This window comes from Thiocapsa bogorovii, assembly GCF_021228795.1.
Lineage (GTDB): Bacteria > Pseudomonadota > Gammaproteobacteria > Chromatiales > Chromatiaceae > Thiocapsa > Thiocapsa bogorovii.
Genome location: NZ_CP089309.1, coordinates 4,443,672 through 4,457,296 on the forward strand (window position 1 = coordinate 4,443,672; position 13,625 = coordinate 4,457,296).

The 13,625-nt window shown below is 60.8% G+C and carries 13 protein-coding genes; all 13 read left to right on the top strand.

All coding sequences use genetic code 11. From position 1 onward, the window contains the following. Window positions 1-218 precede the first annotated feature (218 nt). The gene (locus tag LT988_RS19695) at window positions 219-902 is read left to right on the top strand and encodes an FkbM family methyltransferase (RefSeq protein WP_232407210.1); all 684 of its coding nucleotides are present in this window, start codon (window positions 219-221) and stop codon (window positions 900-902) included. A 120-nt stretch (window positions 903-1,022) separates the two neighbouring features. Next, on the top strand, window positions 1,023-2,195 hold the full coding sequence (locus LT988_RS19700) for a glycosyltransferase (RefSeq protein WP_232407211.1): 1,173 nt from the start codon (window positions 1,023-1,025) through the stop codon (window positions 2,193-2,195). A 281-nt stretch (window positions 2,196-2,476) separates the two neighbouring features. Then, complete coding sequence (locus LT988_RS19705) at window positions 2,477-3,043, top strand: WcaF family extracellular polysaccharide biosynthesis acetyltransferase (protein WP_232407212.1); 567 nt, start codon at window positions 2,477-2,479, stop codon at window positions 3,041-3,043. A 16-nt stretch (window positions 3,044-3,059) separates the two neighbouring features. Continuing rightward, complete coding sequence (locus LT988_RS19710; protein ID WP_232407213.1) at window positions 3,060-4,265, top strand: glycosyltransferase family 4 protein; 1,206 nt, start codon at window positions 3,060-3,062, stop codon at window positions 4,263-4,265. A 5-nt stretch (window positions 4,266-4,270) separates the two neighbouring features. After that, window positions 4,271-5,011: an FkbM family methyltransferase gene (locus LT988_RS19715; RefSeq protein ID WP_232407214.1), complete on the top strand. Its 741-nt coding sequence runs from the start codon at window positions 4,271-4,273 to the stop codon at window positions 5,009-5,011. Window positions 5,012-5,024: 13 nt separating this feature from the next. Continuing rightward, window positions 5,025-5,879, top strand: a complete 855-nt coding sequence (locus tag LT988_RS19720; protein ID WP_232407215.1) for a sulfotransferase family protein — start codon at window positions 5,025-5,027, stop codon at window positions 5,877-5,879. 123 nt (window positions 5,880-6,002) lie between these two features. Next, window positions 6,003-7,160, top strand: coding sequence for a DegT/DnrJ/EryC1/StrS family aminotransferase (locus tag LT988_RS19725; RefSeq protein WP_232407216.1), 1,158 nt, complete (start codon window positions 6,003-6,005; stop codon window positions 7,158-7,160). Between the two features lie 1,487 nt (window positions 7,161-8,647). Continuing rightward, window positions 8,648-8,986, top strand: a complete 339-nt coding sequence (locus LT988_RS19730) for a UPF0175 family protein (protein WP_232407217.1) — start codon at window positions 8,648-8,650, stop codon at window positions 8,984-8,986. After that, window positions 8,971-9,450 carry a hypothetical protein gene (locus LT988_RS19735; protein WP_232407218.1) on the top strand — a complete coding sequence of 160 codons (480 nt, stop codon included), beginning with the start codon at window positions 8,971-8,973 and terminating at the stop codon, window positions 9,448-9,450. The genes LT988_RS19730 and LT988_RS19735 overlap by 16 nt, the downstream gene beginning before the upstream one ends. A gap of 948 nt (window positions 9,451-10,398) precedes the next feature. Beyond that, window positions 10,399-10,923: a hypothetical protein gene (locus tag LT988_RS19740; protein ID WP_232407219.1), complete on the top strand. Its 525-nt coding sequence runs from the start codon at window positions 10,399-10,401 to the stop codon at window positions 10,921-10,923. A 140-nt stretch (window positions 10,924-11,063) separates the two neighbouring features. After that, window positions 11,064-12,509 carry a DDE-type integrase/transposase/recombinase gene (locus tag LT988_RS19745; protein ID WP_232407220.1) on the top strand — a complete coding sequence of 482 codons (1,446 nt, stop codon included), beginning with the start codon at window positions 11,064-11,066 and terminating at the stop codon, window positions 12,507-12,509. Further along, window positions 12,506-13,351, top strand: coding sequence for an ExeA family protein (locus LT988_RS19750; protein WP_232407221.1), 846 nt, complete (start codon window positions 12,506-12,508; stop codon window positions 13,349-13,351). Before LT988_RS19745 ends, LT988_RS19750 begins: the two co-directional genes overlap by 4 nt. A gap of 18 nt (window positions 13,352-13,369) precedes the next feature. After that, on the top strand, window positions 13,370-13,588 hold the full coding sequence (locus LT988_RS19755; RefSeq protein ID WP_232407222.1) for a hypothetical protein: 219 nt from the start codon (window positions 13,370-13,372) through the stop codon (window positions 13,586-13,588). The last annotated feature ends 37 nt before the right edge of the window (window positions 13,589-13,625 follow it).

Here is a 13,625-nt window from a genome sequence, read left to right on the forward strand (position 1 = left end):
GTTAATAAAGCTCCTTCTTAGGTTACGAACAGCAGTAGCCTCTAGCCGGGGATTCTTATTTTGTTTAGAGCGTCTCCGCGGCGTTCACCGAAGCATGAGCGGGGAAGCGGAGCTTAGCCTGACCTAGGACAGCATGAGATGCGTGCACTATCTCGTCGGCGTGAGCAACTCCTTTCACCTCATACGCTATCATTGCTTGACCAAACGGAGCAAGTTTTATGAAAAGTCAAATTGGAAGAATCTTGAATTCTGTTGCGAGACCTCTCGGCCTACAGGTCATACGGCACCGACCTGATGGCTGGCGCACCCTCAAGGAAATTGGGCATATTGACACGGTTATCGATATCGGCGTCGCAAGCGGCACGCCGTTGCTTTATGAGGCATTCCCAGACGCCAGACTCATTCTTATAGACCCTTGTGCCGAAACTGCTTTACTCACCAACGAGTGCTTGCGAGGTCGTAGCACGGAATTCCTGAATTTTGCCGTCGGATCGTTGTCAGGCAAGATTTCGATCAACGTGGACAAAGGAAAACTATCACGGACATCGGTCCTGCAACGTACTGCGCTAACCGAAAGAAACACGGAATTCGAGGAACGGCAGGTAGAGATGGAGACACTAGATGAATTGCTTAAGAACTACAACTTAGGCAAGGCATTGTTAAAGATTGATACAGAAGGTTATGAGTTGGAGGTTCTTAAAGGTGGAGTGGAATCTTTAAATAGAATAAAATTCGTTTTAGCTGAAGTATCTGTATCAAGCAGGTTTATAGGATCTTATCGTTTTGAAGAATTGATTAATTATATGTCTAATTCTGGATATCAAGTTAGGAGCATACTTTCTGCACCTAAAAATAACGAAGGCACAATTCGATACGTGGATGCATTATTCGTTCGAAATTAGGATCTGAGTTGTGACGTTTTTCAGCCCTACTTTTTTTTCACGGCAATTTTTGCAATGTTGACGTACATTGCTCTAATAACAGGTGGCATCCTGAGCCGGTTTAGTATGTGGTAAGGTAAAATGGTGATTAAGGTAGCACATTGCATAAGAAGTCTTTCTCCTCAATTTGGCGGGCCGCCGCGGTCGGTAACTGGACTCACTGAGCACCTGGCAGCGCAGGGGGACTGCACGGTAACATTAATCACTCAAAGTATTTGCAATGGAGAAATTTTCGCTGCGGATACTGAAACGAGGGTCGAGCGTCGAATAGCATTTTCTCGTTCACAATTGGCACTAAAATTCGGCTTGCCAATGAGGCGAATGTTATATGACGTAGTTGCTGAAAATACTCCGTCAATATTGCACTATCACGGTTTATGGTTACCACACCATCATCATGTCGCAGTTGCCGCGCGAACGTTTCAGATTCCCCTGGTTACGCATCCTCGTGGAACCCTTGAGCCTTGGGCACTCGATTATCGTGGTTGGAAAAAGCGCCTTGCACTATATACGTACGAACGCCGTAATCTTGAAACAGCAGTGCTTTTGTTCGCGACAGGTGAGCAAGAAGCCGAAAGTATGCGAAGGTTGGGGTTGAGACAGCCGATTGCGATCATACCTAACGGTGTTGTGTTACCCACTTTACAATCGAGTGTAGATGGGGCTTTGAAATTACGGCCTGGACCTCGCGTAGCACTTTTTCTTAGTCGCATTCATCCGAAAAAAGGGTTGCTGAATCTAGTTGAGTCATGGAGTCGTTTGCGGCCGTTGAATTGGCGCTTGTGCTTGGCTGGTCCCGACGAGGACGGACATCTGGCCGTCGTGATGCGACGAGTTCGTGAGTTGGGTTTGGAAACAGTTGTGGATTATTTGGGTGAAGTTGAAGGCGAAACCAAAGCCAATTTGTTTGCTAAGGCTGACGTATTTGTACTACCATCTTTTAGTGAGAATTTTGGAATTGTGGTCGCCGAGGCATTGGCCTCTGGACTGCCCGTGATCACAACCGTTGGCACACCATGGCGTGGGCTCGAAAGGCATGGATGCGGCTGGTGTATTGAACCGACCGTTGACGCGCTGACTTGCACGCTGCGCGAAGCACTCGAATTGGACGTGCTGCACCTGAAAGCGATGGGTGAGTGTGGCCGAGAATATGCGCGGGAGTTTGATTGGACGCACATCGCCCTGCAGACCAGTGACGTCTATCACTGGATATTGGGTCGTAGATCGATGCCGGCTTGCGTTTATTGCGATTAGGTCGTGAATCTCGGGAGGCATTACGCATAAGCCTTACCATGTAATCTGTATGTTGAGAACCATGGAACGGTCGCCCTTCATTAGTAGTGTATTATTTTATTGTTTTTCAATAAACCGTAGGTAACCGTATTACAATTTCCGTTTTAGCGTTTCGGCGCTGGCTTGATAACAGCCCGTGATATTTGATTATACGCTGCCTTCTAATGTATTCACCTGAGTTAGTTCAGCATCGTGTTGACCGAACGTAACCTAACGACGAATGGGGAAGGCCGGCACTGATTATGTCTATCAAACCTCGCCTCTGTTATCTCACTCCCGGCAACAAACTCGCCCGTGCCGCTTGGTTTCTCGTCTGGATCACGCTCTTTCGACCGTCGCCCCGCCCACTGCATTCCTGGCGCTGCTTCTTGCTTCGGCTCTTCGGGTCCAGGATCGGCAAGAAAGTGCATGTGTTTCCATCGGCGCGGATCTGGGCGCCATGGAACCTGGAGATGGCCGATCGGAGCCGTCTCGGCGACTTCGCCGATTGCTACTGCGTAGACCGGATAACAATTGGTCGTGGCGCAGTGGTCAGTCAGTATTCCTTCCTATGTACCGGCAGCCATGACTACACGGACGAACGCCTGCCCTTGATCACCGCACCCATCGAGATCGGCCCACAGGCGTGGGTGACGGCGGACGTCTTCGTGGCGCCGGGCGTGACCATCGGCGAAGGAACGGTAGTGACAGCGCGGTCCAGCGTGTTCGACGATCTTGAGCCCTGGGTAGTGGCCAGCGGCAACCCGGCCCGCAGCATCCGGCCGCGGAAGCTTCGAGCCGCCTCCTCCGTCGAAGCGGGTCGGTGCTGACCGCCAGGATTCCCGCATGATTGCCGTTCGCTTCTTCAATACCTATGAGCCGGTCTCGCCTTTCTACCGGGATTTGCTGCCTTTCCTCGCCGAGCAGGGAATGACCGCTGAGGTCGTGGTCTCAAGTCGGGAATACCGCGGTGGGCGGCAACCGCTGGAGGACAGCCTAAGGCATCCCGGGCTGCGGCTCCGGCGCCTACCGACCGGTCGAGGGGTGGTCCGGACCGGGCCGCAGAAGCTGTGGGCCATGGCCGGTTACCTATTCGGCGCCGCAGCCTATTCGCTGTTTGGACCGCGCGTACGACTGAACTTTTTTCTCACCCAACCGCCCCTGTTCGCGCTGTGGGGCGTCGTGCTGCGGCGGCTGCGCGGCCAGCGCTATTGTTGCCTGGTGATGGACCTTTATCCCGATGTGGCCGTGCGAGACGGGCTGCTGTCCGCCGACGGTTGGCTGACCCGCGCCCTCACACGGTTATCGCGATTTGCCTTGCGTCGGGCCGATGCCGTGGTCGTGATCGGTCGCTGCATGCGGGACCATCTGGAACGGGATGGCATCCCGGCGGACCGGTTGCATCTTGTGCCCAACTGGATCAACGAGAACGAAGTGTTTCCCGTGCCTCATGCACACAATAGGCTACGTCGGGATTGGGGGCTGGCCGATAAGTTCGTGATCTTGTATTCGGGAAACCTCGGCATTTCGCACGTTCTCGACGATATCCTGGAAGCCGCTCGGCGCTTGCGGGCCTTGCCCGACCTGGTGTTTCTGTTCATCGGCGACGGGTCGCGCCGCCGAGAGGTGGTGGAGTGGCAACAAAGGTACGCGTTGGAGAATATCCGGTTGATGCCGTTCCAGCCCCCCGAGCGCTTGGCCGAGAGTCTCAGTCTTGGCGATCTCCACTTCATCTCGCTGCGAGCCGGCTTTGCCGGCCTGGTTGTGCCCTCCAAGGCTTACGGTGCCTTGGGCGCAGGCCGGGCAATCCTGTATCAAGGGGAGCCGTCGGGGGAGATTGCCCGCATGGTCGCCGAAGAGCAGATCGGGACAGTGATCCCGCTCGGAGATCCCGATGCACTGACGGCTGCGATCCGCCGCTACCACGCCGACCGGACGTTGGCTGTCGCGCAGGGTCAGCGGTCTCTTGCGCTGAATCGAGAGAAATATGGGAGAGATCATGCCCTTTCTCGTTATTTGGCGTTGTTCCAGACGTTTGCCGATAAGGAATAGCACGTATGAATAGGATTTACTGGCGTTTTTTATGGTCGCACGATCTGTGGCTACACCGCGCTCTGGTCCGGCTGTACTATCGATTGGCGCGTTTGATCCCGTTTTCGGTCAAATATTTTATCGGGCGCACCTTTCGCAAGAATCGCTATCCCTACCGATTAGTCAAAGAAGGTGCTGTCGTGGTACAGATCGGCGCACCGAAAGACACCCTGTTGGCCGGACGCTCACGGGCGATGTATTTCAGTTTATTTGCTGGCACGAGCGGACGTGTGTTGATCGTCGAGCCGGATCCTGAGAGCGAGGCAGCCTTCAGCCAGATCATGGAAACTCATCATCAAACAAATATCCTGCTGTCACAGATGGCCGCCTGGTCGCAGGCGCAAACGCTGCGGATCTACGTGAGCGATACCCATCCGGCGACGAACTTTACCGAAGGGAGCAAGCAGTACGACGAGGAACGCCTCAAGGACTATCGGGTCGTAGAACTGCCGGCCGATACGCTGGATTCGATCGTTCGGTTGCAGGGTCTGGAGCGGGTCGACCTGGTCAGCATCACCACGAACGGAGCTGAACGAGAGATCCTAGCCGGAATGAGTGGTTTGATTGCAGCGGGGCTGCCTTTTATTTGCCTGGCTCGAACCGGCGAGAACTATGAGGATATGATGGCCGAGCTCGGATATCACCTGCTTGCCCATGATGATCGGGGATTTACATTCGAGCAGCGCCCGCAGCTAGGGACCACATAGGGAATGCCGAGGAATGACGTATCGACCTTTGATTGTAATTGGGGCAGCCCGTTCCGGAACAAAGCTGCTGCGAGATCTGATTGCCGCGCACGATGGCGCGGATAAGGTACCCTTCGATGTGAATTATCTTTGGCGCCTCGGCAACGAAAAATGGCCGGATGATGAACTCACTCCCGCTATGTTGACGCCCGCGGTCAGAAGTCGCATCCAGCAGCAAATATCGCGGCATCATGCCGGAGCGCCCTGGCTGGTTGAAAAGACCGTCAGCAACTGCCTACGCGTGCCCTTTGTCCAAGCGGTGTTTCCCGAGGCGCGGTACGTCCATCTCGTGCGAGATGGCCGGGATGTGGTTGAATCCGTGGTTCGTCAATGGAACGCGAAACCGGACTGGCGCTATATCTTACGGAAAGCCTACACCTATCCGATCCGGGAAGCCTTTGGATATGGCGTGTCCTACGGCTTCTCTTTGCTCCACCGATTGCTGACGCCGCAACAAAAAAGCCGGTTCGTGTGGGGCCCACGTTACGCTGGTATCGACGTCGATCTGGCGCGAAAGGCATTGCCTGAGGTCTGCGCGTTGCAATGGCTCCGCTGCGTCGAGAGCGCCAGCCGTGATTTAGCTCAGCAGATTCCCGCCGAGCGGTTGCTGACGCTCCGCTACGAAACGCTCGTGGAAGAGCCCAAAGGTTGTCTGGAACAGGTGGCTGACTTGCTGCAGATCGATCCCGAACCCTATCGCAGGCCCGAACTGCTGTCTACCGTCTCTCGCACCTACGTTGGCAGGGGGCGATACACGCTCTCGAATGATGATTGGCAGTGTGCAATGCCACACTTGAATCGTGGCTTGGCATTACTAGGTTATGCCTAGGTCGATCACTTGGTTTGCTCAACGTGCCCTGTGCATGTAGAAGATACAACGATTCGAATCGATATGGGAGCCGCAGTGTATGGAAGCCTCGAAAGCGAACCTAGTCGCCCTGGAGCTAATCGGATGAATAATCTGATCGCTTTCAAGCAGTGTACCGCTGCTCAGTTGGCGGATGATGCCAGCGTGACCCTATTCTGGAAGGGTCGTGTGGCACTTTACGCGATTCTGAAGTCTCTCGGCGTCGGGGAAGGCGATGAGGTCATAGTCCCTGGGTTGACCTGCGTCGTCGTTCCCAATGCCGTTATCTACGCGGGCGCTAAGCCAGTCTATGTGGATGTGGATCCGGGCACCTATACGCTTACCCCTGAATCAATATTGGCGCTAATAACCCCTAGGACCCGAGCCATCATCGCCCAGAACAGCTTCGGGCTATCCGCAGACCTCGACCCGATCCTCGATCAAGCGAGGAACAGGGGGATCGAGGTCATCGACGACTGCACCCATGGCTTCGGTGGTACCTATAAGAGTCGACGCAACGGCAGCGTTGCCCGCGTTTCCTTCTTTTCCACGCAGTGGAATAAACCTTTCAACACAGGGATCGGTGGATTCGCGGTGACTTCGGACAAAGCGCTGGCGAGGAGTTTGGAGGAGTTCGAGGCTCGTGCGCTCAAGCCCTCCTTCAAGGACGTGGCGATGCTGCGCGCGCTCTACTTCGCTCGTCACAATCTGATGAGGGAGTCGACCTATTGGCCCCTGCTGCGGCTGTATCGCTGGCTCAGTGCTAAAAACCTGGTGATTGGCTCATCCCAAGGCGAGGAACTGGAAGCGCCTCAAATGCCCGAGGATTTCTTGAAGGGCCTCTCCAACTTCCAAGCGGATCTCGGTATCAAGGCGCTAGAGAATCTCGCCGAAGTAATCCGGTTCAGACAGCGAGTCGCGGCGGAGTACGACGTCTTGTTGTCTGGACTGGGCAAGGCGGTTCCTGTTCGCCCCCAGTATGCGGAGCATTCGTTTCTGAAGTATGCGGTGCGCGTCAAGAATCGTGGGCGAATGATGCGGGATGCCGAGCGACAGCGGGTACGCTTAGGCGATTGGTTCAACTCGCCATTACACCCGATAGAAAGCGATCTTAGTCCGTGGGGTTATGAGAAAGGCAGTTGCCCCCGCGCCGAGGAAGCGGCGCGAGAGCTGGTAAATCTACCGACCGATCCGGACATGAGCGCGGGTGAACTGGAGAGGGTGAAGGAATTCGTGCGTGCGCATGCGGATAGTTTTCTGTAGTCGTTTGGGTCGTCGTTCAGAGACCCGCCGCTGGAGCCAGTAGCGCGGGAAACCGGGGACGGTGCGGCCTGGCAAGGCCGCGTGTTCTAGCGGGTGGAACTCCCGCCCGGGTAATCGTGCGCCGCGAGCCCGGTATCGAGCCTTGCGGCGCGACTGGTCACAGGCGCGTCGATGCGTAGGCACGACAGCAGGCGAGGTGCAAAGGTAACGGGTGATGCCGACCCTGAAGGTGTGAGCCCCGAAAATTTTGGTTGGTGAGTGCCGACGGCTTCGTCCCGCCGGTAGGCAACAATCCGTGTCGCGCTCTGGCGAGCGGCACGGATACTCCCCGGGGTCAGAGACCGTATCGAGCCTGACATTGAGACTCCGCGGTAACCAGGGAGATCCGCGCATCGGTCCGCAGGAAGCGGGCACCCGCGAACAAGTGTCAAAAGCGAGGACGCGGGCGGGGATGCGTGGAAGTCGGAGCCACCCATAGGAGCTGTGACGCCCGGTCATGCGGTTCGAGCAAAGGGGTGGCGGCCCAGGACAATGCGCGGGTAAAGCACGGCCCTCCACCGAGAGGATTCTGTCCGTGACAACCATGCTCGCGCGTTTCACGCCGTCGGCGTGCCCGCCCTTGTGGCGGTGCGCGGAACGCTCGGCGCGGCGGCGGGAGCCGCACGCGCGGAGTCGACAGGGCGCTGGACTCGCTCCCCTGTTCCACGGCGGAAGACTCGGGCCGGGAGCCGGATGGTGTAACACTCCAAGTCCGGTTCTGCGAGGAGTCGGGCGCCGAATCGTCGCATGGCGGAGATATCGCGGCACCGCCGGGAAACCAGGCGGCAAACAGATCAAGCAAACATCTGCCTAAACGACGGCAAGGCCCCGGCTTACTCTCCTACCACGGTTATCGCGATCGGTGACCGATGGGCCTCGCTGATGAATCCGGCCAAAACGCGTTCAGCGCGGTTCCCGAGATCGTCGCGTTGACATGGATCCCGCGGACCGTCTAGCCGGCGTAAGAAGACGACTGCAAGTCGTCGATCCGGGGATGTCGGGGCTTCGCGAGGATCGCGATCGGCGAGCGCTCGGCCTCGCTGGCTTGCGAGCCAGCTGCTTGGGGCCGGCGAATCGTCGCGTCGTGTTCGTGCCTTCGGCCATCGTGGCACTTGATTGTCGGGCTGCGGGATGTAGGTGTGGGATGATTTCAGTCGCCCCCTGGCACCGACGCAGCGTTGCGCCGGGCACGCGAACGGGGAGCAGTTGCGCGACTGGATTCCGTCGACGGATGAACCGTGTCCGATTCGGGGATAATTTACCTCGTTGTCCCAGGTCCCCGGTCGTGGGGCGCTGGACTGGTCCTGCCCAAGCCTAGCCTGCAGGAAACGCTGGAATGGCTGCGATGCGAGGTCTGCCCCGTCCTGGATCGGCGCTGCATCGACACCGTAGACTACGAGGCGTAGGCTACGGTAAAGCGACCCAACTGCCAGCTTCCGGGATGAAACATGCACGCCACGAATGTCAGAAATCTGAAAAAGAACCCCTCTCTCGCGCTGCGCCAGGCAGAAGAGTCGCCTGTGCTGGTGCTGAAAGGCGATGAACCCAACGCGCTGATCGTGCACCTCGACAAGTCGGTTGCCGAGGGGGAGCAGTCGGTGAGACCAGCCTTGGCTGCGGCACTCTTCAAAGACGGTACACTGTCTTTGGGCGGGGCCGTCCGGCTGAGTGGTATGGTCACGCAGGCGTTTCTTCAGTACCTCGGTGAATTGGGTATCGACGTTGTCCGCTTCGACGAAACCACTAGGCACGAAGCCGCGGACCTGGATCGATGGCTCGCGTCGTAATCGCCGACGCTGGGCCACTCATCGCATTTGCTGGAATCGACGGACTTTTTGTCCTGCGGGTGTTGTTTTCACGGATCCGGATCACCGCGTCGGTGCGGAACGAATGCTTGGTGACCGAGGGATTGGACGCTCAACGGATCGCTGCATCCATCCGGGACGGCTGGCTGATTGTCGAGGCCCATGCAAGGGAATCGGCTCCCTTGACCCCGAGCCTGGGGCTCGGTGAAAGCGATTCGATCCGACTGGCCCTGGAGGACCGGGCGCGTTCACTGCTGATCGTAGACGACCGGCTGGCGAGGCGCTATGCGCTGCGCAAGGGGCTCAACATCGTCGGATCGGTTCGGCTGCTCGATATGGCGGAACGGCGAGGGCTGATCCAGAGTGCGGAGAGGTGCATTCGGCAGATGTCGAATTTCGGCTACCGAGTCTCCGTTGACCTGTTGGAGCAGATCCGATCCAGTTAGGAGTGGCGTGGGATGTTCCAGGAGGAAACCGGGGACGGTGCGGCCTGGCAAGGCCGCGTGTTCTAGCGGGTGGAACTCCCGCCCGGGTAATCGTGCGCCGCGAGCCCGGTATCGAGCCTTGCGGCGCGACTGGTCACAGGCGCGTCGATGCGTAGGCACGACAGCAGGCGAGGTGCAAAGGTAACGGGTGATGCCGACCCTGAAGGTGTGAGCCCCGAAAATTTTGGTTGGTGAGTGCCGACGGCTTCGTCCCGCCGGTAGGCAACAATCCGTGTCGCGCTCTGGCGAGCGGCACGGATACTCCCCGGGGTCAGAGACCGTATCGAGCCTGACATTGAGACTCCGCGGTAACCAGGGAGATCCGCGCATCGGTCCGCAGGAAGCGGGCACCCGCGAACAAGTGTCAAAAGCGAGGACGCGGGCGGGGATGCGTGGAAGTCGGAGCCACCCATAGGAGCTGTGACGCCCGGTCATGCGGGTCGAGCAAAGGGGTGGCGGCCCAGGACAATGCGCGGGTAAAGCACGGCCCTCCACCGAGAGGATTCTGTCCGTGACAACCATGCTCGCGCGTTTCACGCCGTCGGCGTGCCCGCCCTTGTGGCGGTGCGCGGAACGCTCGGCGCGGCGGCGGGAGCCGCACGCGCGGAGTCGACAGGGCGCTGGACTCGCTCCCTGTTCCACGGCGGAAGACTCGGGCCGGGAGCCGGATGGTGTAACACTCCAAGTCCGGTTCTGCGAGGAGTCGGGCGCCGAATCGTCGCATGGCGGAGATATCGCGGCACCGCCGGGAAACCAGGCGGCAAATGAGCACGGCCACCTTCCCTGATGGTTATTTCCCCTTAAATCGTCATCTTTCATGAGGGCGAGCGGTGGGCCTCCCTCGGGGTGCTTGAACAACAGCACCCGTCGGGAGAGTCTCTTGTTTGCGAAGACAAAGAGACGCCATCAGTGTGCCACGCCGTCCTTGAAAGCCCCACGTTTTTCGCCTTGTTGCTGCACATCGACGAGGATCTCGCCGAGGCCGCCCGAGAGGCCGGTTGTCCCGCCTGCGGCGGCACGCTGCATCAGGCCGACTACCCCCGTAAACCGCGCGGCTGTCCGGAGCCATGGCGCGAGGCGTTCGCCACGCGTCGCAGCTTTTGCTGTGCGCAGTGTCGGCGACGCCTGACGCCGCGCTCGGTGCGGTTCTTGGGCCGGCGGGTCTATCTCGGCCTCATCGTCGTGGTGGCCTGCGTGCGCCATAGCGGACATCACCCCAAAGCGGACGCCTTGGCCGCGACGTTGGCGGTCCCGATCCGCACCCTGCGGCGCTGGCAGACCTGGTGGCGGGAGCAGTTGGCGCAGACCCCGCTGTGGTGCAGCGCGCAGGGGGCTTTGTCCCGCCGGTGGATCTGCAGCAGGCGCCGGGGAGTCTGCTCGAGCGCTTCCTCGGCGATGCCGCGGACGCCCTGGTGGCGTTGCTGCGCTTTTTGAGTCCCTTGACGAGTCGTTCGTGCAGGCTGCACGAGGGCGGCTGACGCCACGCAGAGGATGCAGCTCGAAGGCGCCGGGGCACCCGGCTAGGCTGGTCGCGAAGGTGTCGGAACCCCCGGCGCCGTGGCCGGGAGACCCCTATGCCGACCCCCGTGGAGGTTCCGCAACGCGAGCGTTGGGCCCGCGTGCGCTTTGCGATCATCGGACCCTTGCTCGCCGCCCCGCCGTCGGACGGCGAGTTGCAGGCGGCACTCGCCGCCTTGGCCGCCAAGACCTGGCGCCATCCCGTCACCGGCCTGGATGTTCGGTTCGGTGTGTCGACCCTCGAGCGCTGGTACTACGCCGCGCGCGCCGCGCCCGATCCGGTGGCGGTGCTGCGCAATCGCGTGCGCGCCGATCGCGGGGCCTTCCCGAGCGTGCTGCCCGCCGCCCGCGAGGCCCTGCAGGCGCAGTACCGCGATCATCCCGGCTGGACCGCCCAGCTGCATCGCGACAACCTGGCCGCGACCCTCGCCGGCACCGCCACCCCGGTGCCGTCCTATCCGAGCGTGCGGCGCTACTTGAAGGCCCACGGGATGGTGCGCCGCGCCACCCCCAAGCGCGACACCGCCGGCGCGCTGGCCGCGCGCGATCGCCTGGAGCAGCGCGAGGTGCGCAGCTTCGAGGTCGAGCACGTCTCGGCGCTCTGGCACCTGGATTTCCATCACGGCTCGCGCAAGGTGCTCACGGCGGCCGGAACCTGGCTCACGCCGTTGCTGTTCGGGGTCATCGACGATCGCTCGCGCTTGGTCTGTCACCTGCAGTGGTACACCAACGAGACCGCCGAGGTGCTGGTGCACGGGCTGTCGCAGGCGTTCATGAAGCGCGGCCTGCCGCGCGCCCTGATGACCGACAACGGCGCGGCGATGCTGGCCGAGGAGACGACCGCCGGATTGGCCCGTCTGGGCGTCCTGCATCAGACCACCTTGCCCTATTCGCCCTATCAGAACGCCAAGCAGGAGGCCTTTTGGGGCCGCGTGGAAGGCCGCCTGATGGCGATGCTCGAAGGCGAGTCCGGGCTCACGCTGCAGGCCCTCAACCACGCCACCCAGGCCTGGGTCGAGCAGGAGTATCACCGCAGCACCCATTCGGAATTGGCCACTACGCCGCTGGCGCGCTATCTGGAGGGCCCGACCGTGGCGCGCCCCTGCCCGGACGCCGCCGCCTTGCGCGCGGCCTTCCGCATCGAGGTCGCACGACGCCAACGCCGGGCCGACGGCACCGTCAGCCTGGCCGGCATCCGCCTGGAAATCCCCGCACGCTACCGCGCCCTGGAGACGGTGCATCTGCGTTACGCGCGCTGGGATCTGGCCCATGTCGATCTGGTGGATCCGCACAGCGGTGCGATCTTGAGCCCCCTGCGTCCGCTGGATAAGGCCGCCAATGCCGGGGAGGCCCGCCGTGCGCTGGTGCCCGGCGCACCGGTGCCGCAACCGAGCACACCGAGCGGGATGGCGCCGCTGCTGCGCCAGCTCCTCGAGACCCATGCCGCGACCGGCTTGCCGCCGGCCTATCTGCCCCTGAACACCGCCGAGGACACCCGATGAATGCGCGACTGCTCGCCCTCTACGGCCTGAAATGGCATCCCTTCTCCTCGGAGCTGCCGATCGAGGCGCTCTACATCCCCCCGCGCGTGGAACACTTCCTGTGGCGCATCGAACAGGCGCAGATCCGCGAAGGCGGGTTTGCGATGATCCACGGCGAACCGGGCACCGGCAAAAGCGTCGTGCTGCGTCTGCTCGCCGAGCGTCTCGCCCGGCTCCCGGATCTGAGCGTCGGCGCCATCGATCATCCGCAAAGCAGCCTCGGGGATTTCTACCGCGAGCTCGGCGAGCTGTTCGCCGTGCCGCTGCGTCCGCACAACCGCTGGGGCGGTTTCAAGGCGCTGCGTGCCACCTGGCTCGGCCATCTGCAGACCACCCGCCGGCGCGCCGTGCTGCTCGTGGACGAGGCCCAGGAGATGAGCCCCGCCGTGCTCAACGAGCTGCGCCTGCTCGCCAGCGCCCGCTTCGACTCCCAACCGCTGCTGTGCGTCGTCCTCGCCGGGGATACCCGCCTCACCGATCACCTGCGCCGCGAGGAGCTGCTGCCCCTGGGCTCGCGCATCCGCACCCGTCTGGCCACCGAGCATGCGCGCCGCGAGGAGCTGCTCGCCTGCCTGCAACACCTGTGCGCCAGCGCCGGCAACGCCGCCCTCATGAGCGAGCCCCTGCAACACACCCTCTGCGACCACGCCGCCGGCAACTACCGCATCCTCACCACCCTGGCCGCCGAGTTGCTCGCCGTCGCCGCCCAAACCGAGCGCCCCCACCTCGACGAGGCGCTCTTCCTCGAGGTCTTCACCCCGCCCACCACCGCCACCCCGCGGCGGGCCGCCCTGCCACGTTGACCGACTCGGAGCACCACCATGCCGCAGCCCGACACCACCCTGCAGCCATTCTTCTGGCCACCCCTGTCCGATGACGCGGTCCTCGCCATCCGGGAGGTCCTCTTCCGACTGACCGATCAGTTCGAGACCCGCTACGCCTCCCAAATCCGCGATGCCGAACGCGACGACAACCGGCCTCGCGACCACCAACCGGACCTGTTCGACGGACCGGATTTCGACGATCCCCTGTTGTTCTGAGTCCCGTCACCGCGCTTGATCCACCTCGCGCCGCCGG